Origin of the sequence: Atopobium sp. BS2 (assembly GCF_000565075.1) — a bacterium.
Classification (GTDB): Bacteria; Actinomycetota; Coriobacteriia; order Coriobacteriales; family Atopobiaceae; genus Lancefieldella.
The window spans coordinates 37,195-59,661 of record NZ_JDFG01000040.1 but is presented as its reverse complement, the minus strand read 5'-3'; the positions used below and the strand labels follow the sequence as shown (position 1 = coordinate 59,661).

Below are 22,467 nucleotides of genomic sequence, written 5' to 3'. Positions count from 1 at the left end.
CAAGAACTTAACAAATGAGCCAAGCGCCTCACCGGTGGTAAGGAACTTTGTCAGAGTTTAGTTCATTGCGCTCTTAACCATTGCAACGAAGGAATCGGCCTTGAGAGATGCGCCACCAACAAGTGCACCGTCGACGTCCTCTTTCTCGAGGAAGCCACCAACGTTCTCTGGCTTAGCAGAACCACCGTAAAGAATACGGATACCGTCTGCAATTTCTGCGCCAAAGATCTCTACCAGGGTCTTACGGATTGCACCGCAAACTTCCTGAGCGTCATCAGCAGTTGCAGTCATACCAGTACCAATTGCCCAGATTGGCTCGTAAGCAATAACGTACTTGGAAGGATCAGTAATCTCAAGACCCTTGGTATCTTCCTTAATCTGGTCAACAACAAACTGAACGTGAGTACCAGCGTTGCGGACCTCAAGTGACTCACCGCAGCAAGAAATAGGAACGATGTCATGAGCCATCAATGCCTTTGCCTTGCGGTTAATGTCCTCGTCGGTCTCTCCAAAGTAGCCACGGCGCTCGGAGTGACCAATGATGCAGTAAGTTGCACCAACAGAAGTCAGCATTGCTGGAGAGGTCTCACCAGTAAATGCACCAGACTCCTCCCAGTACACATTCTGTGCAGAGAGAGCAACAGAAGAGTTGGCCTGGGTAAGAACCTCAGAGACGCCCTTAAGGTCTACAAGAGGTGGAGCAATAACAACATCAACGTTTCCGGTACCGGAAGCAAGCTGATCGACAATTCCCTGAGCAAGCTCAACGCCCTCAGCGAAAGTCTCATTCATCTTCCAGTTACCTGCGATCATACGATTACGCATCGAGAAGCGCCTCCACTCCTGGAAGTGCCTTACCCTCAACGAGCTCCATGGAAGCGCCGCCGCCAGTGGAAATCCAGCTCATCTTATCAGCAAGGTGGAACTTGTTAACTGCTGCAACGGAATCGCCGCCGCCAATGATGGAGGTGCAATCAGCATCTGCAACAGCACGAGCAACAGCCTCGGTGCCCTTTGCAAACTGGTCAAACTCAAAGACGCCCATAGGACCATTCCAGAAGACGGTCTTTGCACCCTTGATAGCCTCAGAGTAAAGCTCAACAGTCTTAGGACCAATGTCCATACCCATGCGGTCTGCAGGAATCTGATCGGAAGGAACTACCTCACCAACAGCGTCCTCACCAAAGTGATCGGTAACAACGTTGTCAACAGGAAGCAGAATCTTAACGCCCTTCTCCTCAGCCTTCTTGAGCATCTCGCCTGCGCGCTCAATCCAGTCTGGCTCCTGAAGAGAAGTACCAACGGTATAACCCTTAGCCAGGAAGAAGGTGTATGCCATACCGCCACCAATGATGAGGGTATCAGCGGAGTCGATAAGGTGATCAAGAACACCAATCTTAGAAGAAACCTTGGAGCCACCAACGATAGCTACAAGTGGGCGCTCTGGGTTAGAGAAGATAGAGGTAAGAGTGTCAACCTCTTTCTCAAGCAGGAAGCCAGCATATGCAGGAAGGTAAGCTGCTGGTCCCACAACAGAACCCTGTGCACGGTGAGCGGTACCAAAGGCATCAAGAACAAAGATGTCACCATAAGATGCAAGGGTCTTTGCAATCTCTGGGTCATTCTTCTTCTCACGCTTGTCAAAACGGACGTTCTCGAGAACAAGAACCTCGCCGTCCTTGAGTGCGTCTACAGCCTCACGGGCCTTCTCGCCATAGGTGTCCTCAACAAACTTAACCTCGTGGCCAAGAAGCTCAGCAAGCTTCTCTGCAGCTGGACGCAGGGAAAGCTCTGGCTGGAAGCCGGTGCCATCTGGACGACCAAGGTGGCTCATCAGGATGACCTTTGCGTTGTGGTCGAGAAGATACTGGATGGTTGGAAGTGCAGCGCGAACGCGGGTGTCGTCAGTAACAACGCCGTCCTTTAGAGGCACGTTGAAGTCAACGCGCATAAGAACGCGCTTACCGTCAACATCTGCATCGCGGACAGTCTTCTTTGTAAAAGCCATGTCACTCCTTTAAATACGTTTCCAACAAAAGAAGGCGCGATCGCGGCAGATGCTGCGACCGCGCCTAAGGCGTCTATGTAACTAGAACTTAAGCAACGAACTTCTCGAAGTACTTAATGGTGCGGACCATCTGAGAAGTGTAGGAGTTCTCGTTGTCGTACCAAGAGGTGACCTGAACAAGAGTGGTGCCGTCGCCAAGGTCAGAGCACATGGTCTGAGTTGCGTCGAAGATGGAGCCGTGGGTCTCGCCGACGATGTCGCGGGAAACAATGTCATCCTCGTTGTAACCAAAGGTCTCTGGGATAGTCTCTGCATATGCCTTCATTGCAGCGTTGACCTCGTCAACGGTGACCTTCTTGTCAACAACAGCATAGAGGTTGGTGAGGGAGCCAGTTGGCGTAGGAACGCGCTGAGCAGCACCAATGAGCTTGCCGTTGAGCTCAGGAAGAACAAGACCAATAGCCTTTGCAGCACCGGTGGAGTTAGGAACGATGTTCTCTGCACCAGCACGGGAACGACGGAAGTTACCCTTGCGCTGTGGGCCGTCGAGGATCATCTGGTCACCAGTGTATGCGTGAATGGTGGTCATGATACCGGACTTGATAGTTGCGAAGTCGTTAAGACCCTTTGCCATAGGAGCAAGGCAGTTGGTGGTGCAGGAAGCTGCGGAGATGATGTTGTCATCTGCAGTGAGGGTCTCATGGTTAACGTTAAAGACAACGGTTGGGAGGTCATTGCCTGCAGGAGCAGAAATGACAACCTTCTTAGCACCAGCGTTGATGTGAGCCTGTGCCTTGTCCTTAGAAGTGTAGAAACCGGTGCACTCAAGAACAACGTCAACGTTGAGATCGCCCCAAGGCAGGTTGTTAGCGTCTGCCTCCTTGTAAATAACAATCTCGTGACCGTCAACGATGATGGAGTGGTCAGTTGCCTCTACCTTGTGATCGCGGGAATAGTTGCCCTGAGTAGAGTCATACTTCAGAAGATATGCAAGCATCTCTGGAGAAGTAAGGTCGTTGATTGCAACAATCTCGGAACCCTCGTGACCAAACATCTGCCTAAATGCAAGGCGACCAATGCGGCCAAAACCGTTAATAGCAACCTTTACTGCCATACGTAATGCTCCTTTCGGTGACCCAGAGCCATTCTCCGGATTCATTAACATTTAAACCGTACACCGAGTATTTTACCGCACTCGCCGATAACTTATGCATCTTTTTCTAAATCCTGAACGATTTTTTCTAAACGAAGCAGTCGGTGATACATGGCGGACTTGGATACGGGTGGTACAAACGACTCCCCCAACGCTGATAATGACAGCTCAGGGTTATCTTTTCGTGCAAGACAAAAATCTCTGACCGCTGGCGGTAGAGCTCTGAGTCCAACGAGTTTCTCGGCCTTTTCTATAAGCATCAACTGGTCTGCCGCTGCATTTGAAGAGCGTGTTTGATTTGCCATCTCTGCGTTGACAACTCGGTTGACGTTGTTGCGATAATGCTTTTGCACACGCGTAAACGCAATAGCGCGCGCCATAGTAGGCGCACCAATCTCTCGCAAAAACTTGATGATGTCATCAGAGCTCTTAAGGTAGACGGCATAAATTTCTCTGGTACGCATGAGCGCATTGGTATGACGGTTACGATGATTAAGACGCGCCTTGACCCCAATGGATCCCATAAGTTTTACCAGCTCAGTGGCAAATCTTTCTCCCGAGACAGCAATCTCTAAGTGAAAATCTTTTAAGGGATCGGCCAAAAATCCGCCCGCCATAAACGCTCCGCGCAAAAAAGCTCGCTGCGCCTGCTTGGTGCGGATAACGCTTTTAGGAATGCCACTTACCAGGCCTTCTCCCGGTATATAAATGCCAAGAGCGGAAAGTGCTTCTGCAAGCGAATCCTGGTTAGAAATCTCAAGCAAATAGTTGCGTTTTTTATGCATGATAGAGCGGCGGTACTCAACGGAAGTACCCAGATCAAACAGACGGCGAGAAGAACTAATAACCGTACGAGCAACCGTGCCAGTCTCAGTAACAATACGAACGGCAAATTTGCCAGGACCGTGCATCGATAATGTTCCAGAAACACGAATAAGCGCAGAAAGCTGGGCTAATTCACAGTCCGTCTGAATTTCTGGCACGCTGACCAGCTCATTTTTTACCAAGGCAGTATAGGACATGACAGACTAACTTCTACTCAGCCTGCTGAGACTTCTTCTGGGCCGCATCAAGATCGCGATGGAACAGCGTTACGCGGTAGCCCTGGCTGGTAAGGTGCTCTGCCGTAGCACGGGCGATTGCAACGCTTCTATGCTGGCCGCCTGTACAACCTACCGCAATAGAAAGCAAACTCTTGCCTTCCTGCACATAGCCAGGCATTACTACATCAAGCAGCTCAAACCAAGACTTAAGGAATTTCTTAGTAGTGCCGTGCTGAAGGACAAACTGAGCTACTGGCTCATCAAGACCGGTAAGCGGTCTGAGCTCTGGATCATAGTAAGGATTAGGCAGGAATCGCACGTCAATCATAAGGTCAGCCTCAACGGGCAAACCATTTTTGAAGCCAAAGGAAAACACGCTAACATCCATAAGCTGCTGTTCAGCAAGCTCTGAAAATGCGCGACGAAGACGACTCTTGAGCGTATTAGTGCGCATAGATGAGGTATCCAGGACAACATCTGCCAGCGCTTTTATGTCTTGAAGCTGTGCGCGCTCCTTAGAAATTGCAGATGAGAGATTTTCTCCCTCCTGCGCTAAAGGATGACGACGGCGATTCTCGCTATAGCGACGCATAAGTACTTCGTCTGAGGAGTCCAGATAGACAATCTTGTAGGTGAGCTCGTGATCTGCAAGAGACTTCAGCGCTTCAGAAATGTCATCAAAAAGACCTTGCGAGCGCAAATCACAGGTAACAGCCAGATGACGACCAACGCCCGTGTTAATGCCCACAAGGTTAGAAAGCTGCAAAATAAGAGCTGGTGGCAGGTTATCAATGCAGAAATAACCCATGTCCTCAAACACATGAAGCGCCTGCGTACGACCCGATCCAGACATACCCGTAATAATGACAATGTCGGGAATAACTGAAGATGTAGGATCGTTTTTCTTCACAGGCGCTCCTTAAATACGTGACGAGAAAACCTTACCGCTCCAAGCGTTAATCCTCAAGTGCTGCAGCAAACCAAGAAGTAATTGAAGTTGGATGTGTAATGGCTGTACCTGAAACAACTGCCCAAGCGCCTGCATCCAGAGCATCTTTTGCGTCTTGTGGTGTGTGGACGTGACCCTCGCAAATAATGGCAATACCTGGGAATTCAGTAGTTGCCTGCTGGAGAAGGGCAATGTCCGGGCCATCGTCAAGCGTTGTATCAATAGCGGCCTTGTTGTGAGAAAGTGTAGTTGAAACGAGGTCACAACCAGCGGCAACAGCGCGACGGATGTCATCCATAGTCATGCAGTCAGCCATAATCAGCACGTCAGACTCTGTACGCAGAGTTGCAACAGTCTCTTCAAAGGTTCTACCATCAGGCCTTGGACGGTCTGTTGCATCCAGGGCAACAACATCTGCGCCGGCGTGAATACAAGCACGCGCATGACGAAGCGTAGGAGTAATGTAGACACCCTCATGACCCTCTTTCCAGAGGCCAATAACAGGAATTTCAACTCTGCCTTTAATGGCAGAGATGTCAGACAAACCCTGGCACCTAATAGCTGCAGCGCCGCCAAGCTCACAGGCGCGAGCAATCTGAGCCATGGTCTCTGGATGCCTCATAGGCTCACCAGGATACGCCTGGACGCTGACAATGAGTTTTCCTTTAAGTGACTCAACAAGCTCTGAATATGCCACGGTATTCTCCTTACCAGAATGTACGTACGTTAAAAGATATCTGTCTTTGCGACATACCTAGTCAGCAAGCAATTTGCCTGCTGACATGCTTCTGCCTAAAGACGTGTCTCTAAATAGCCAGGTAGAACAAGGTTTTCTGCAGCTCCAATAAGAGGAGCTTCTCCACCAAGCGTGCCCTTCACAAGAGGCGTTGCCTGAACAGGAGGCATTGCCTGCAGCTTAAATGCAGCTTCAAGTGCCTCGTGCCAGTACTTGCCGCACTCTGCAACGGAACCAGACAGAATGATGACAGAAGGATCAAGCATGTTGCACATGCTACCCAAGACCTCACCAAGTGCGCGGCCTGAGCGCTCCTCTGCAGCCTGAGCGATCTTCTCGCCAGCAAGAGCCCTGCGGTCAATCTCTGCGCCATCAAGAGCAGAACCGTCTTCAAGCGTATCGGAGCCGCCAAGACGGACATACTCGCGAATAATGCCAGGACCTGCGGAAACAGGCTCAAGGTGAGAAGTTCCACCACAAGGGCAGTCAACGCCGGCTGCTGCTGGAGTTGCAACGTGACCAATGTGGCCAGCCTCGTCATGAGCACCCAGCATCAAAATGCCGTGGTTCACAAAGGCACCACCAATGCCCGTGCCAACCGCTACGGTTAAAACGCTGTCTTTGCCGTGACCAGCGCCGTGGCGAGCCTCACCCAGGGCATGGGCGTGAACGTCATTGAGGACGCTGCAAGGAAGGCCAAACTCGCTGGTAACTGCTGAGCCAAGAGCGGTTCCGCCCCAGCCTGGCATAAGCTCGTTTGCGTAGGTGATGTCTCCGGTGCGAGGGTCAACAACACCGGCAGAAGAAATACCCACGCCAGATATGGTAAGGCCCAGCTCTTGCGCGCGAGCAAGAGCCTCCCTAATTGCCTGCAGAACGGTAGCAAGAACTTGCTTGCCACCCTCTTTTGCATTGGTAGGAACCTTCTTTACGGACTGAACGTTTGGGGCGTCGGTGCCGTTAAGAGTGACTATGCCACAGGCGATTTTTGTGCCGCCAATATCAACGGCGCAAACATGTGTTGGATAAACAAACTTAGAGTCCATGATGTCCCCGCTTGTTTAGAGAAGGCCGTTTGCAATAAGAACCTGCTTGATTGCCTCACGGTTCTGGCCATCAAGTGGCTTAACAGGGCGAGGCATCTGGTCAGAATCAAAGATGCCCATGAGGTTAAGTGCGCACTTAAATGCACCAACGCCAGCGCCATAACCCTGAACGCCTGTGGTTACATCAAAGATGTGGGAAATCTCGTTGAGTCGGTCCTGCTCACGCTTGACCTCTGCCCAGTTACCTTCCTGAGCTGCCTTCCACATGCGGACGTAGCCCTCTGGCTCAACATTAGCAAGACCAGGAACGGAACCGTCTGCACCAGAAAGAAGAGCGCCGTCAACAACAATCTCGTGACCAGTCAGAAGGGTCAGAGGGTGACCGTTCTTCTCGTTCTCCTGAACAAGATACCTGAAGGAAACGTCATCGCCAGAAGAGTCCTTAACGCCTGCAAGAACACCCTCTGCGCCCAGACGAGCAAGCATCTTCCAAGAAAGCTTAGTGTGAACGCAGACAGGAATGTCATACGCAAACAGAGGTGCGTCCAGCTCCTGGTGAAGGATGCGGAAGTGCTCCTCAACATCAGCTGGGCCGCCAAGTGCGTAGAAAGGAGCGGTTGCTACAAGAGCGTCTGCGCCCAGTGCGAGGGCACGGCGACCGTGCTCCAAGACGCGCTCGGTCTCGGTATCAATGATGCCCACAAGAACCGGAACACGGTGGTCAACAATGCGAACAGCCTCGCGCACAATCTGATCACGACGCTCATCAGTTGCAAAAACAACCTCGCCAGAAGAGCCAAGGAAGAACAGGCCGTCTACGCCAGCCTCAATGAGACGATTAATAGAGCGCTCAAACGACACAACATCAAGCTGATGGTCTGGGGTATCTGGGGTTACAACTGGTGGAACAACACCGCTAAATGGTACGTTACTGGACATGCTTTATCCTTTCACACGTTGGAAAATCCAACTGGTTTCATACAACAATGTACTGAAGTAGCCGACCAAAGCATTGATCAAAAGCAACTTCAAAGAACCTACGTAATTATAGTCCGCTTAGTTATGACAAAGCCCTGATATAACCTCACAGAGATAGTTGATTTGCTCGTTCTCAAACTGATTAATGCGCTCGTGGCCATACTTGGGGTACACGCGCATTTCCTTCTGTCCTGGCAGGCGATTGTACAGCGCAAACGTTCCCTCTGTTGGCGCGCTCTGGTCCAGCAGGGCCGTGCCGATAAGCGCAGGCACACGCACCAGTTCTGCCGCGCACGCGCTGTCGAGAAGACCGACCGCGTCGATAGCTGTATCTGACTGCGGGGTGTCTCCGCACCCGACAACCGTACGCAGGGTTGTTGCGTTGTCGGCAAAGAGTGGGTTCAGTGCCATGGTAACGCTCACTTCCTTGGGCAGAAGCGCCGCCGTAAACAATGCTTGCGAGCCGCCTAGACCTTCTCCCCAGGTGACGATTGTGCGCCCGAGGAAGCGCGATGCAACCGCGGTAGTTACCAGCGCGTCATCGATGAGCTGCTTGAGCGTGGAGGATGCGGCGTCATCTGGGTTGATGAGTGCGTGAGCAAGCTCCTCTGCGGTAAAGGTTCCCCTCCAAGCGTCTTTGAGCTGGGGCTCGCACGGACGAGCCTCCAGGGCCACGACGGGCAGACCAAGCGCCGAGAAGCGCAAAAGGTGCAGCCAGCTGCGCACTCCCCGACCAAGATCAGAGAAGAGCACCACCGCTGGCAGCTCTGTCGTTGCTGACGGCTCAGCCGCTGGCAGGGCCTCCACTGCGGTGGTCAGCTCTGCTGCCGATGCGGCTGCTGGAAGGATGACGCGAGCACGCAGCTGCGTCTGGTCAGTTGAGGTGAATGTGATGCGCTTAAACGTTGCCACCTGGGTAGCAGACGGAAGCTCAACCACACTTTTTACCTGCGCATTTTGTGCAAACGTTACCGACGTCTCCCAAAATGATTCAAAGTTTGATGGTCTAAGCCACGCACCGCGATAAGAACGGGCATCTTCAAGCCTTTGTGTTAAGCCTCTCATGCTTTCACCTCGCCTTCTGCTTGAGCAGGAAATGACGAGTCCAACTCTTCAAGAGCTTGCTCTCCCTTGTCTGAGCAGAAGAAATCAATGATCTTATCGTCAAAATCGCCAATCTCTTCATGCGCATATCCGGGATAAAGAAGATGTCTCTTTGGGCAGGTCAAGGCATTGTAAGCCGCAAACTGAGCCTCGGGAGGAACTACCGGATCATCAAGTCCGGTGCCAAAAAGCACAGGACAGGTAACCAGGCGTGCAAAATTAGCTGAATCAATATAGGCAAGCTTTGCAAAAACCTCATCAACGCGAGAACCATCTGCGTCAAACCAGCGGGAATAATAACGGATGCCCTCGTAGGCAACCTCATCAGCATTAAGCTCCCACACACACCTAAAATCAGTGAGGAAGGGATAAAGAATTGCTGCCCTATTAATCAGCTCTTGATTGAGTGCGCAGGTAGCAAGACCAATACCGCCTCCCTGCGAGGCGCCGTTGACAAAAACGCGATCTGTATCAATTCCTTCAAGCTGTCTAACAATTCTGCAGAGCAAGCGAATGTTCTGATACAGATGAACAAAGTAAAGGTCCTCTACAGGTCCATCCAGTCCAAGCACCAAGTGACCAGAGACGGTAGTGCTCTTGTACGAGCTTCCGTCCAAACTACGGCCACCCTGCCCAGGATTATCAAGCGCAATCAGCGAGCAGCCCAAGCCCAAAAATGAGCTCTGCTCAAACCAACTGCGAGAAGATCCTGGATAGCCATGAAACTGTAAAACAAGCGGAGTTTGTACATCTAAGGCAGTCTGTGGACGCAGGTACTTTGCGTAGACTTCTGCGCCATCAATACCCACAAACGTTAGGTCAAAAAAGTGAGCTGAAGCAGTTGACGTGACCTCTGTTGAAGGAACAATCTGCCAGCTTAAAGGAGCATTATCTGCTTCCTCCATACGTGCCTTCCAAAACGCCTCAAAATCTGGAGGATAGGGCGTCAGAGCATGAGCTGCCTTCAATTCTGCAAGCTCAAGCGTTTCTTGGTGCATTTCTCCACCTAACAAGCTAAAAGAGCGCAGCCTAAGCTGCGCTCTGGTCAAACAAAAACGTAAGCGCTACTCACCCAGTTTAGGATGAAGCAGAGATGGTGCAGCACCCAAAAGCGTCTTAGTGTAAGGATCTGTTGGATGCTCAAAGACCTGCTTAGCAGGACCATCTTCCATGATCTGGCCGTGGTTCATAACAATGATGCGGTCAGAAACATAGCGGACAGTCTGGATATCGTGCGAAATAAAAATCATCGAGAGACCCAGCTCAGACTTGAGGTCTGTAAGCAGGTTCAAGATCTGCGCGCGAACAGAAACGTCTAGTGCGGAAGTAGGCTCGTCAGCAATGATTGCCGATGGATTCAGAGAAAGCGCACGTGCAATTGCAACACGCTGACGCTGACCACCAGAGAGCTGACCAGGAAGGGCGCGAAGTGCTGAATGTGGAAGTCCAACCAGTCCAACAAGCTCATTGATACGGGCTTCTCGCTCCTCTTCTGTTCCTACCTTATGCACGAGCAGTGGATCCATGAGCTGATCTTTAACAATCATGCGAGGGTTAAGAGCAGTTGCTGGGTCCTGGAAAACAACGGAGACAACGCGGCCAATCTGCTTTCTGAGCTCTGGAGTACGCTTGGTAACATCCATTCCCTTGAAGTACACATGACCGGACGTCGGTGACTGAAGGCCACACATGACATTTGCAGTAGTGGACTTTCCGCAGCCAGACTCACCAACAATACCAATGGTCTCGCCAGGCATAAGCTTGAGAGAAACATTCTGTACTGCGTGAACCTTATTAGGCTTAAAGATTGAACCCGTACGTGTTTTAAACGTAACCGAAATATCATCGAGGAAGATAATTGGCTGTTCTTCAGTTGTTGTAGCCATTTACCTCACCTCCTTTTGAGAACGCTCAAGGTAAGGCACAAGACCATGCTCCTTCAGATACTCATCAGGCAGCTCGGAGAAACGATGGTGCTTACCAGGAATCTCTTTAATAACAGGATGTACCTCAAGACCCAAGTCTGGGTGGCTTGAACGAGGAGCAAACCTATCGCCTGTTGGGAAGTCCTCTGGAGAAGGAACAGAACCTGGTACCTGGTGAAGCCTGGTGCCGTCCTGTGCACCTTCCTCAATGGAAAGAACAGAGCCGAGAAGACCGCGGGTGTACTCGTGAACAGGATTGGTCAGAAGCTCAGTAGTAGCTGCCTGCTCAATAACCTGGCCTGCATACATAACGGTAATCTCAGAAGCAACCTCTGCAACAAGTGCAAGGTCGTGGCTAACAAAGATCATTGCGAAGCCAAGACGACGCTGAAGGTCATTCAAGAGCTTGATAACCTGCTTCTGAACAGTAACGTCCAGAGCGGTTGTTGGCTCGTCGCAGATAACCAGTGAAGGATCGCGGGTTAATGCCATAGCAATCAGAACACGCTGACGCTGACCACCAGAAAGCTCATGTGGATAAGACTCGAGCGTACGCTTTGGATCCAGGCCTACAAGCTCCAGAAGCTCCTCTGCGGAACGAGTGCCTCCCCTACTGGTTAGCTGCTTCATCTGAGAAGAGATAAGCATGGAAGGGTTCAGTGAAGACAGAGCATCCTGGTACACCATTGCAAGCTCGTGACCAAGCAGCTTGCGGTGCTCTTCTTTGGAGAGCTCCAGGAGGTCTTGGTCTTTATAGAGAACCTGACCAGTAATGGTTTCCTTTGGATCAGTCAGACCCATGATGACCTTGGTGGTAATTGACTTGCCGCAGCCAGACTCGCCAACCAGTGCCATGCACTGACCAGGACGAACATCAAAGCTTACGTGGTCAACAACCTTAACGTCTCCGTGAGACTCAAAGCTGATGCAAAGATCTTTAACACTGAGCAATGGAGCAACATCAAAGTCTGGCTTACGTCTGTCTGTTCTAGACAGCTCAACCTCTTTGAGTGCATTAAGCCTGCGCTCAAGGGACTCTGCCTGCTCTGCATATGCACGAACTGGATCAGATGCCAAGATGTCATCTGCACGCCTGGAGTCAGAGTTCTCTGTATCTACAGGAGCTCCAGGTGCTGCTGCCATAGCGTCAGTAAGACCCTCGGAGAGGATGTTCAGTGCCAGGCAGGTCATCATAATAGCCAGGCCTGGGAAGAATGCTTGCCACCAACGGCCAGCAAGAACGCCAGCACGGGCATCAGCCAGGATATTACCCCATGTAGGAGTTGGCTCTGCAATACCAGCGCCAATAAAGGTCAAAGATGCCTCAAAGATAATTGCATCTGCTACCAGTGTAACGGTAAAGACCATGATGGGAGCAATGCAGTTACGAAGAACGTGCTTCCACAAAATCCAAGGTGCACGAGCACCAGAAACAATGGTTGCCCTTACGTAATCCTCGCCGTACTCACTTACGATGTTTGCACGAACAATACGCGCAATCTGTGGCGTGTACATAAAGCCAATGGCAAAGATGATTGAAGGAACGCTGTTACCAAGAATAGAAACAAAGACTGCTGCAAGAGCAATGCCTGGGAACGACATAATAATGTCGAGCACACGCATGATGACCTCAGAGACAGCCTTCCTAGAAACAGCGGCAATAGCACCAATAATTGAGCCACACAGTAGCGCCATACCTGTAGCACCAAAACCAATGACCAGTGAATACTGACCACCATGGAACATACGAGAAAGAATATCGCGGCCCTTATCGTCAGTACCAAAAATAAATCCATTGCCTGGAGCCTGACGAGCGTTAAAAATCTCAAGTGGGTTATGTGGAGCAATAAAGTTTGCAAAGACAGAAGCAAGAACAACAAAGACAAGAATGACAAGAGCAATCTTGGAAGCTGTCTTCATCTTCTTAAAGCCACCAAAGGTTGAACCCTTTGCAGCAGCTTCTTCGAGCTTCTCGACTTGTTTTTTTCTCATTTGTACCATCGCACTACACCGTCCTAATGCGTGGGTTAATCAAGATGTACAACATATCAACAACAATGTTGATGATGATGAAGGACAGTGCAACGACAACAACAACGCCCTGAACAAGCATTGCCTCGTTACCCTGGATGCCCTCAAGAATTGCGGTACCCATGCCAGGAAGGTTAAAAATAACCTCAATGACAACGGCGCCACCCATGAGGTAACCAATCTTCAGACCAAGCGTGGTTACAGGGGTAATAAGAGCGTTGCGAAGTACGTTTCTTGCGATGACAATTCTCTCTGGAATACCAGCGCCGCGAGCAGTGCGGACGTAGTCCTTATCCAGCTCCTCAACCATTGCGGTACGAACAATACGGGTCATCTGACCAGACATTGGAACCGCAAGTGCAAATGCCGGCATAATCATACGAGCAAAGTAGCCGCCAAGATTTACCGTAGGATCTGGTAGTGCTCCAGAGGCTGGTAGCAGTTTAAGCGTAGACGCAAAGACCAGAATCAAAAGAACTGCCAACCAAAATGATGGCGTTGCAAGACCGGCAATTGAGAATACGCGGATGATTTGATCGGGCCATTGATCTCTATAGAGAGCCGCAATAACGCCCAACGTAAACGAAACTATTGCGCCAATAAAGAGACCCATAAAGGTCAACTGCATAGTTACTGGCAGAGCCTTTGAAATTCTTTCAGCAACTGAATAGTGAGAAGTGCCGTAGGTACCCAAGTTTCCATGAGCAACATCACCGATATAGCGTACATATCTCACAGGCCATGGGTCATCAAGGCCATTCTCAATGTGATACTGCTGGATAGCTTCTTCAGAAGCAGACTCTCCCAAGGCATTGTATGCAGGATCAACATGCGAGAAAGACATTAGGAAGAATACGAGAAAGGTGACGCCTAAAGCCATAATCGGCAGCGCAATAAGACGGCGTCCGATAAGACGTAATAGGTTGTTCACTATCTCCCCCTCTCTCTTTAAAACAAACCGTACAAATAAAATTTGATGAGACTTTGTGCACCTCAAGACTAAATTTTGAGCACAAGAGCCCGAGCGTTATAAGTAAAACGCTCGGGCCCCAATGTATGAGATGCTAAGCGCGTGACGACAACAAATTAGCTAGCAGTAACTGTGTTGACATCAATGAAGGACATACCGGTAGTTCCGATGCCCTTGAAGCCCTTGAGAGCAACGCCGTTGCTGTTTGGCTTCTCGCTCCAAGAAGCGGTGAAAGTCTTAGCAAAGAGAACTGGGTACAGAGGTACGTTCTCAGCGATGATGTCGAAGCACTCGTTCCAAGTGGACTGCTGATCAGCACCAGACTGGCCAAGAGCCTTGGTCATAAGGTCGTGGAGCTTGGTCCACTCAGCAGACTCCTTCCATGGGCAACGCTTGGTCATCCAGACGTTATCGCCATACCACCAGTTAAGCAGCAAGTCGACGTCTGCGCCGAAGCAGGAAGGATCGCCAGGGGCAAGCAGGATATCCCAAGAACCGTCAACTGCGTCGATTGCAGCATAGGTTGCAGGAGAAGTATCGGAAACGATGCTTACGTTAAAGCCAAGTGCGTCGAGATCGTTCTTGACCTGAGTTGCCATGGACTTAACCTGCTCGTTATCGGTGGTGCGGAGAACAACATCACCTGGGGTAATACCGGACTCAGAAATGAGCTTCTTAGCCTTATCTACATCGTGTGCATAGACAGTAGATGCCTTGTGATAGTTAGCAAAGGAAGAAGGAAGGTAGCTGGTAGCAACCTCTGCCTGACCAGAGAATGCGTTTGCAAGCATCTTATCTGTATCAAGTGCATAGAGGCATGCCTGGCGAACCTTAACGTTGTCCCAAGGAGCCTTGCCAAGGTTGAACATTGCAAAGCGGACACCAAAGCCCTGAACAGCGTCAACGGTGCAGCCTGCGCCCTTGAGCTGGTCTACAGCGTCTGCAGGGACCATTTCCATAGCAAGGGTGGTTCCGTCCTGCTGTGCGGTCAGACGAGCGGTTGGATCCTTAAGGACGTCATAGTGGAGCTTATCGTCCTTAGCAGGAGTTGCGCCGTTGTAGTTTTTGTTAGGAACAAGGTCAAGAGTGTTGTCAGAGATGGACTCATACATCCATGGACCAGAACCAACTGGCTGCTTCTTCATCTCATCCTGGGAGCTGCTTGATGGAACAACGCGAACAATGGACAGGCGCTCCTTGAGGAGGGAGAAGTTAGCAATAGTAGTCTTAACGGTGACAGTCTTGTCATCCTTCTTCTCTACGGAAGCAATTGGAGAGAGCATTGGGACGTAAACGCTACCCTTAGCAGCGGAACGGTTGAAGGACTCAACAACGTCATCTGCCTTTACCTCGTTACCATCAGAGAACTTTGCGCCGTCACGGAGGGTAATCTCAAAGGTGTAATCGTCAACCTTCTTAGGATCAGCAGTAGCAAGCTCATTGAAGGTGGAATAGTCGTGGAAGTTAAGACCATAGAGACCCTCAACTACCTGCCAGTTAACACCAAGGGCAAGTGCTGATGAAGTAGTAGATGGATCATAGTTCTGGGTTGAATAAGCGGTACCAGCAGTAATTGTGCCGCCGCCTTCCTTTCCAGATGGAGCCTCAGCTGCCTTCTGCTGCTGACCACCGCAAGCGGTGAGACCAAGGCCAGCTGCAACAGTTGCTCCACCAAGGAAGCCGCGACGCGAAAGTGGACGGTTAATAAACTCGCTCATTTCTGCCTCTTTCTAAAAACTCTCCTTGCCACAACGTGGCACCAATGCCACTTGTGTGGCTTACATCTATATAACTATATGAAGAAAAGATATTTCCTCTGAACACAGTTCGCCCAACGGTATTAATTTCTCGCCCATTGGCTGCTCAAAATATGAAAACGTGTTTTGTTGTATTATTTACTGCATATAAATCTTAATAGCAGCTAAGAAGGCCCGCAGTTAGCGGGCTTTACTATTATTTTACTTTGTATAATATATAAATTATTTAACTAACTACACAAGTAGTAAGCAAAGTCAACTACCGTTTACCGATGTTTTACTACCGTTTGCCTTTAGAAATTACGGATATGTTGTGAAGATTAAACAAGAGTCAGCCCAAATTGAACTGACTCTTGTTTTAGAACAGCGAAAACACCGCAAAATTACTTGGTTAAATCCAGGATTCGTTCAGGATTTGCCATAAAGTCCAAGTGTTCTTCCCCTAATCGGAAGCTAATAATTTCCGATACGTGATATGCATCTTCTTTTATAACTTCGAAATCTCCGTCAGCTGGACTATAGCGGCCATAATAACCATCTGATCGGTAGCTTGGAGGCCATCCATTTTCTCCTGCAACTGACCAAACCAAGCACGGTAATTTTTGCTTATTCATTTCTTGTAACAGCCCAGCATTCCTTGTTTGAATCCACAGTTCTGATGAAGATCCCGTAAATGCGCTTATAGCAAAGACTCCCAAATCTTGCTCAACAGTTCCAATAAGAACTCCATGAGAACTTATTGTCCAATAGAGCGTTATGTTCATTACTACTGGGCCATCTTTGCTAACGCCCAAAAACGGGCCAGCAATCTCTGTATCTTCCAAGTTAATGTTATCAACAGAAGTAAAATCTGACTTTGAACCGTTTTTACAAGCATTATATTGTTGCACAACATACTGAGCTGCCTGCTTTTTTAACTCTGGCAGTCTCATAGTATTCAACTTAAAAATCCAGTTATTTATCAGCAAACCACAAATAACAAGAACTACCAATAATGACAGACCTTTTATAAATCTTTTTCTACGCTGCATCATCAGTTACCTCACTTAAGTCTGTAGTTGGCGCTAACACGGGAACAATATTTGGATTTAAGACTTTTCTAGCAATGCCTTTTTGATCAAATTCATACACAACACCGTCTATTCTTGCCTTTTGTCCAACTACCATTGAACCCTTAGGTCCACCGAAAGGAACATTTTTCTCAGTTCTAAAGAAGAGAAAACACCTCGAAATTACTTAACTAAATCTACAACACGCTCAGGATTTGCCATAAAGTCCAAGTGTTCTTCCCCTAATCGGAAGCTAATAATTTCCGATACGTGATAATCTTCTTTTATAATTTCGAAATATCCGTCATCTGGGCTATAACTTCCTAAATAACCATCAGCTAGATACGGTGGCGGCCATCCACTTAACCCTAAGCCACAAAAACTTCTAACTAGACATCTATAATTTCTATTATGCATTTCTTGTAACAGCCCAGCGTTCCTTGTTTGAATCCACATTTTTGGAGTTCCAAAATAAGACCCAATGGCGAATAGCCCCAAATCTTGCTCAACAGTACCAACAACCGTTTCTTGAGAGCTTATTACCCAATATAAATCTACATTCAACATAAGTAGGTTAGCTTGACTGACTCCTAAAAATGGCCCAGAGATAGTAGCGGTCTCTAAATCAATATTTTCTGCGGACCCAAAATCAGACTTAAGACCATTTTTCTTATTCTCATATTGTTGCACAACATACTGAGCTGCCTGCTTTTTTAACTCTGGCAGCCTCATAGTATTCAGCTTAAAAAACCAATTATTTATTAGCAAACCACAAACAACAAGAACTACTAATAATGACAGATCTTTTACAAACCTTTTTCTACGCTTCATCTGCTGTCACCTCATTAGAACTGCTTGTAGCAACTGAAGTAAAAGTAATAACTAGGTAGCTCTAATAATATTCTGTTCGAGTATGCTTTAACAGCTAATCTGTCGGCCAATGGCTATATTTCAGCGTTGAATGAAAAAATAAGAATGGCATAACAACACTTCATAGCTGCCATTCTTATTACAAATAACTCAATTGTTTGATTTGGTTTTAGAGATTGTGCTTCTTCATCCTTTGCTCAAAGAGCTCGTTGATAATCTTTGCCATCTCTTCAACTTGTTGAGCACTGGGTTCATCCTCAAATGCAGCGTAAAGCTCTGGATACTCCTGAGCAATATACTCACAAGACTTTCCCGTTGCGTGACCACGAACAAAGAACGGAATACGCTTAATGTATTCTGGATTCACGAGTGCCAAGATCTTCTCGTCTGCTGTTTTACTCATGAGTTCCTCCCCTTGCATCTAACTTCTCATGTACAGTCGTGGAAGATTCTTCCCAAGCTTTGAGCTCTTCATAAATAGTTTCTGCCAAGTTCACAGAAACACCTTTTACCTGAGAGATGTCCTCAACACTTGCAGCCTTTAAGCGCTTAAAAGAGCCAAAATGGCGCATGATATCTTTTTTGCGTTTAGGTCCTACACCAGGGATTTCGTCCAGAATAGAGACGGTCATTGCCTTATCTCTAAGCTCACGATGGAACGTAATTGCAAAACGGTGAGACTCATCACGGACTTGCTTGATGAGATACAGAGAAGCTGACCCCGTAGGCAACACAATTGGTGTGTCGTCCCAAGGTACAAAGACTTCCTCATCAGACTTAGCAAGGCCGCAGACAGGAATATCCAACCCCAGCTCATTAAGCTGGTTGATGGCAGCGGTCAACTGAGGCTTACCACCATCAACTACCAGCAAATCAGGTCGTGAGCCAAAGCGCTCATCTGCCATGCGTTCCGGGCTATACCTTCTGCCCAGGACCTCTGTCATTGAGACAAAGTCGTTTGCTTCATCAAGCTCAGCACGGATCTTAAAGCGTCGATACTGGCTTTTATCAGCCTTTCCGTTAGTAAAGACCACCATCGAGGCAACGGTAAAGTTGCCATGAAGCGTAGAGATATCAAAGCACTCAATGCGCAGCGGCGGCGCATCAAGCGCAAGTGCGCTTTCAAGCTGAAGAAGCGCCTGGTTAGTGCGGTCATCAGCATAGCCCGTGCGAATCATGTGTCGCATCAGCGCATGGCGAGCGTTAGCAGAAGCCATCTGGAGAAGACGGAACTTCTCGCCACGTTGTGGGTGGTGAAGTACGCAGTTGTGACCTCGTTTTTGCGTCAGCCACTCGGACAAAACCTCTGCGTCGAGAAGATCGATGGGCAGGTTAACCTCTGCGGGAATGTCAGCGGTTTCGTCGTAGTAGCGCTTTAGGAAGCCCGAAACCAGCTCTTCCTCGGAAACGTCCAAGCCTTTGTCCAGGATAAACTCAACTGAGCGGATGGTACGACCTTCTCGCACAACAAAAACGCAGGCAGCGGAGATAGTTTCTTCTCGATAAATGCCAATGAGGTCAATGTTGACCGAGGTAGGAAACGTGACTTGCTGGCGGTCATCAAGATCAGAGAGTGAAGTCAGGCGGGACTTGAGCCTAGCCGCCTTCTCAAAATCCAGGTCAGCGGCAGCTTCTTGCATCTGATCTTTGAGCTCAGAGACTATCTCAGAGCGATTTCCGCGGAGGAAGTTTTCTACCTGCCTGACGTTCTTTGCGTAGGAAACGGTATCAATGGCGCCAACGCACACGCCAGGTCCCTTGCCTACGTGGTAATCAAAGCAGGGACGTCCCTTCTTTGCCAGCAGCAAGTTAGCAACAGCCGCCCCATCAGGGTCTTTTTCGAGCAAACGCTTAGCACGCTTCCACTCCACGCACGTAGCGGAGCAGATAGGCACTACTTTTCTGAGCGTCTCAATGGTCTGGCGAGCGGCGTTAGAATCAGTGTAGGGACCAAAATAGCGCGTACCCTTCTTGTGTTTCTCGCGCGTGTATTTAATTGCTGGGAAGGTATCTGACTCGGTAATGGCAATGTAGGGATAGCTCTTATCGTCTTTGAAGTCCACGTTAAAGTACGGACGATACTGAGCGATAAGATTGCGCTCCAGCACCAGTGCTTCGTGCTCGTTTTCTACCACAATGTAGTCAAAACTACGCACGACCTGCATCATCAGTGGAATCTTGGCTCGATCATCTTGAAGTGTGACGTACTGCCTCATGCGAGCACGCAGGTTCTTAGCTTTTCCTACATAGATAACCTTGCCAGACCCATCTTTCCAGAGGTAACAGCCTGGATCAGTTGGCACCTGATTAACCTGCTCTCTGATGGATACCAGATCATCTGAAGGCTCGGAAGAAAATGACGGCGCAAGTCCCGGCGCCCCCGAAGGCACGTAGTTGGGATCAAGGTTGTTCTGAGAGCTATCTTTGCTACTTATAGCACCGCTTCTGGCCATACTATGACCTTACGCGAGAAACCAGTGAACGCAGCATGACAGACTCTGGTGATTTAAAGAGAATTGCCAAGCCATAGGTAACTAAAACAGCTGGAATACCTGCAAAGATGCAATACAGCACGCCGTAAAGTGCTCGTCCATCTGGTGCGCCCATAACGGCACGCAGACCCACCATAATCAAAAGCGCCACCGCTGATCCTGCCAGACCAAAAAGAATTGAGCGGACAAACGCAAACACCATGGACTTAAGTCCAATTTGACCAAGGTGCTTACGCAGGCTAATCAACATAATGGTGTCAATGACCACGTAGAAGATGGCCGAGGTAGTTGCTACAAACATCATGCCAAAGTGAGAAGTACCCACCAGCAGTACCAGAACCTGTACAACAGAACCGAGTGTTGCAGATACTGCATAGAGCGTCATGCGACGCATAGCAGAACAGACTTTTTGCAGGTACATACCAATGCCATACAGAGGCAAAGCAAGCGACTGACCAATCAAGAATTGCTGGGTTAACAGCAGTTGATCTTCAGTAAACTTGCTTGCTCCAATAATAGAAACAAGGGGCATCGAGAAAATCATCAGATACATCATGAATGGCACGGTAAAGAAAAGAATCTGGTTAATACCGTGCTTAAAGTCCTTCTTGAACTGATCCATATTCTCTTTTGCCCAGCTATCAGACAGCTCCGTAAAGAGGGCTGTGGTAATAGGTACCGTCAAAATGGAATATGGCAGCGTATACCAAAGGCGAGCGTACGCCGCAATGGATGCACCAGACGCGGAAACGCTGAGCTGCGAACTTGTCTGAACCGACATAGTTACAAACGTGGCAACCACAACGATCAGAGCAGGTGCACCAATCTTAAGCGTCTCTTTAAGTGCGGGGTCTTTGAGGTTAATTCTCCACGAGAGCTTAATCCCCTTGCGTTTAAGTGACGGAACCTGAATCAGAACCTGAATTAAGACGCCCAGCGGATTTCCCAGTGCAAGAATCAAAAGACCCAGCTCAGGGTTTGTGTTAACCAAGAAAGCATACGCAAAGAACGACGCCGTAGTCACAAAGTTATTAAAAATAGGTGCTGCGGCTGGCCAGAGGTAGTCTCGCTCTGCATTCAAAACACCAGAGAAAATGGTGGAGAAACAATACAGCATAACCTCAATAACAAAAAACCTAAAGAAGTACACTGCCAGCGTTGGGTCAAAATCAGCACCTGCCGAGAAGGACTGTGTATACACCACTTCTGCAGCAAAGAAGAAACCTAGAACAGCAACAAGTCCAGTTGCGACAACAACAATGGAAAGCAGGTTGGAAGTGTAGGCATTTGCCTCATCCTGTCCAACCTTCTTCTTAATAGAGAGATATACTGGCAAGAAAGCCGTGGTGAGCATTCCCGCGCCAACAAGTTCATAGAGCTGGTCAGGAAGAGTATTTGCAATGGAATAGCAGCTTGCAAGAACGGTAGCACCCATAGCAAATGCCTGAGCCCAGGTTCTTAAAAAGCCCGTAATACGGCTAATCAGGACAAGCACACTCATCATAGAGGTAGAACGACTTAGGTCTTTTTGTTTAGAGACATCCTCTTCATCAGAAGAAGCCTCTTCACTATAAGAATTACCTGCGTCGAAGTTACCGTCTGACACAGAGCTGTTATCTGCCTCAGAGTTATCCTCTTCAACAGCGGCCTCTTCGAGTTTCTGACTTACAATCTGCTCAAAGGCTTCATCCTCAATTGGTTGATGAAACGTCTCCGGAACAACAATGGTGTCCACTACAGGAGGCTCATCGAAGGTCTGATCAAGAGCCTTGCTCAGAGTTTCTTCAGATAAGGTTCCATCAGAAGACTCTGCTGAAAGTCGCATATGTTTGGGCTGATATGCCACTAGTGCACCTCGCGAACAATATCTGCAAACGTAGCCGATACAAATGAAGCTAGATCTTCTGGAGAAAGCGTCAAACTAAGTCCACGTTTTCCACCAGAGATATGAATGAGCTCAAAAAGCTGAGCAGTCTCGTCAATTATAGTGGGAAACTGCTTTTTCATACCAACGGGAGTGCAGCCGCCACGAACATAGCCCGTTAAGCCCTCAAGCTCTTTAACAGGCAGCAGGGAAAGGTTCTTTTGACCGGACGCGGCTGCTGCTTTCTTAAGATCAAGCTCTTGATCTACAGGAATACAACACACCACATGCTCTCCGCTTGAAGACACGCAGACAAGCGTTTTGAACGCAGCGTCTGGATCTTCTCCAAGCATCTCAGCAATATGAGTTCCCAACTCACCAGAAGGAACGTCTTCGTCTACCTCGTAAGATTGGAACTCGTAAGCAATGCCGGCAGCATCAAGCTCCCTCATGGCATTTGTCTTTTGAACCTTTGCCGTTTTTCTCGCCATG

21 protein-coding genes are annotated in these 22,467 nt (G+C 48.8%); all 21 read right to left on the bottom strand.

Annotated elements, in window-relative coordinates; translation table 11 throughout:
- Nucleotides 1-57 precede the first annotated feature (57 nt).
- The gene (gene tpiA / locus HMPREF1492_RS05695) at nt 58-825 is read right to left on the bottom strand and encodes a triose-phosphate isomerase (RefSeq protein ID WP_035436834.1); all 768 of its coding nucleotides are present in this window, start codon (nt 823-825) and stop codon (nt 58-60) included.
- Nucleotides 818-2,008, bottom strand: a complete 1,191-nt coding sequence (locus tag HMPREF1492_RS05690; RefSeq protein WP_035427291.1) for a phosphoglycerate kinase — start codon at nt 2,006-2,008, stop codon at nt 818-820. The genes tpiA and HMPREF1492_RS05690 overlap by 8 nt, the downstream gene beginning before the upstream one ends.
- An 88-nt stretch (nt 2,009-2,096) precedes the next feature.
- A complete protein-coding gene (gap, locus tag HMPREF1492_RS05685; RefSeq protein WP_035436831.1) occupies nt 2,097-3,122 on the bottom strand; it encodes a type I glyceraldehyde-3-phosphate dehydrogenase in 1,026 nt (341 codons plus the stop codon).
- A 92-nt stretch (nt 3,123-3,214) separates the two neighbouring features.
- A complete protein-coding gene (gene whiA / locus HMPREF1492_RS05680) occupies nt 3,215-4,183 on the bottom strand; it encodes a DNA-binding protein WhiA (protein ID WP_035436828.1) in 969 nt (322 codons plus the stop codon).
- A gap of 13 nt (nt 4,184-4,196) precedes the next feature.
- Nucleotides 4,197-5,114 (bottom strand): RNase adapter RapZ, encoded by a 918-nt coding sequence (rapZ, locus tag HMPREF1492_RS05675; RefSeq protein ID WP_035436825.1) that lies wholly within the window; start codon nt 5,112-5,114, stop codon nt 4,197-4,199.
- Nucleotides 5,115-5,160: 46 nt separating this feature from the next.
- Nucleotides 5,161-5,850 carry an N-acetylmannosamine-6-phosphate 2-epimerase gene (locus HMPREF1492_RS05670; RefSeq protein ID WP_035436823.1) on the bottom strand — a complete coding sequence of 230 codons (690 nt, stop codon included), beginning with the start codon at nt 5,848-5,850 and terminating at the stop codon, nt 5,161-5,163.
- Nucleotides 5,851-5,945: 95 nt separating this feature from the next.
- The gene (locus HMPREF1492_RS05665) at nt 5,946-6,935 is read right to left on the bottom strand and encodes an ROK family protein (protein WP_035436820.1); all 990 of its coding nucleotides are present in this window, start codon (nt 6,933-6,935) and stop codon (nt 5,946-5,948) included.
- Nucleotides 6,936-6,950: 15 nt separating this feature from the next.
- On the bottom strand, nt 6,951-7,874 hold the full coding sequence (locus HMPREF1492_RS05660; protein ID WP_035436817.1) for a dihydrodipicolinate synthase family protein: 924 nt from the start codon (nt 7,872-7,874) through the stop codon (nt 6,951-6,953).
- 117 nt (nt 7,875-7,991) lie between these two features.
- A complete protein-coding gene (locus HMPREF1492_RS05655) occupies nt 7,992-8,978 on the bottom strand; it encodes an acetylxylan esterase (RefSeq protein ID WP_051479422.1) in 987 nt (328 codons plus the stop codon).
- Nucleotides 8,975-10,015, bottom strand: coding sequence for an acetylxylan esterase (locus HMPREF1492_RS05650; RefSeq protein ID WP_035436814.1), 1,041 nt, complete (start codon nt 10,013-10,015; stop codon nt 8,975-8,977). The genes HMPREF1492_RS05655 and HMPREF1492_RS05650 overlap by 4 nt, the downstream gene beginning before the upstream one ends.
- Before the next feature lie 66 nt (nt 10,016-10,081).
- On the bottom strand, nt 10,082-10,903 hold the full coding sequence (locus HMPREF1492_RS05645; RefSeq protein WP_035436811.1) for an ABC transporter ATP-binding protein: 822 nt from the start codon (nt 10,901-10,903) through the stop codon (nt 10,082-10,084).
- The gene (locus HMPREF1492_RS05640; RefSeq protein ID WP_035436808.1) at nt 10,904-12,943 is read right to left on the bottom strand and encodes a dipeptide/oligopeptide/nickel ABC transporter permease/ATP-binding protein; all 2,040 of its coding nucleotides are present in this window, start codon (nt 12,941-12,943) and stop codon (nt 10,904-10,906) included.
- 4 nt (nt 12,944-12,947) lie between these two features.
- The gene (locus tag HMPREF1492_RS05635) at nt 12,948-13,904 is read right to left on the bottom strand and encodes an ABC transporter permease (RefSeq protein WP_035427308.1); all 957 of its coding nucleotides are present in this window, start codon (nt 13,902-13,904) and stop codon (nt 12,948-12,950) included.
- Nucleotides 13,905-14,059: 155 nt separating this feature from the next.
- The gene (locus tag HMPREF1492_RS05630) at nt 14,060-15,661 is read right to left on the bottom strand and encodes an ABC transporter substrate-binding protein (protein ID WP_035436805.1); all 1,602 of its coding nucleotides are present in this window, start codon (nt 15,659-15,661) and stop codon (nt 14,060-14,062) included.
- Nucleotides 15,662-16,083: 422 nt separating this feature from the next.
- Nucleotides 16,084-16,734, bottom strand: a complete 651-nt coding sequence (locus HMPREF1492_RS05625) for a hypothetical protein (protein ID WP_035427312.1) — start codon at nt 16,732-16,734, stop codon at nt 16,084-16,086.
- Nucleotides 16,721-16,867: a hypothetical protein gene (locus HMPREF1492_RS07640; RefSeq protein ID WP_156095542.1), complete on the bottom strand. Its 147-nt coding sequence runs from the start codon at nt 16,865-16,867 to the stop codon at nt 16,721-16,723. The genes HMPREF1492_RS05625 and HMPREF1492_RS07640 overlap by 14 nt, the downstream gene beginning before the upstream one ends.
- 65 nt (nt 16,868-16,932) lie before the next feature.
- The gene (locus tag HMPREF1492_RS05620; protein WP_035436803.1) at nt 16,933-17,580 is read right to left on the bottom strand and encodes a hypothetical protein; all 648 of its coding nucleotides are present in this window, start codon (nt 17,578-17,580) and stop codon (nt 16,933-16,935) included.
- Between the two features lie 208 nt (nt 17,581-17,788).
- Nucleotides 17,789-18,022, bottom strand: a complete 234-nt coding sequence (locus HMPREF1492_RS05615; RefSeq protein WP_035432232.1) for a hypothetical protein — start codon at nt 18,020-18,022, stop codon at nt 17,789-17,791.
- The gene (gene uvrC / locus HMPREF1492_RS05610) at nt 18,015-20,072 is read right to left on the bottom strand and encodes an excinuclease ABC subunit UvrC (protein ID WP_232215624.1); all 2,058 of its coding nucleotides are present in this window, start codon (nt 20,070-20,072) and stop codon (nt 18,015-18,017) included. The genes HMPREF1492_RS05615 and uvrC overlap by 8 nt, the downstream gene beginning before the upstream one ends.
- 1 nt (nt 20,073) lies before the next feature.
- Entirely contained in the window at nt 20,074-21,957 is a 1,884-nt protein-coding gene (murJ, locus tag HMPREF1492_RS05605) for a murein biosynthesis integral membrane protein MurJ (RefSeq protein ID WP_232215623.1), read from the bottom strand.
- Nucleotides 21,957-22,466 (bottom strand): Cys-tRNA(Pro) deacylase, encoded by a 510-nt coding sequence (gene ybaK, locus HMPREF1492_RS05600; RefSeq protein ID WP_035436801.1) that lies wholly within the window; start codon nt 22,464-22,466, stop codon nt 21,957-21,959. The genes murJ and ybaK overlap by 1 nt, the downstream gene beginning before the upstream one ends.
- Between the last annotated feature and the right edge of the window lies 1 nt (nt 22,467).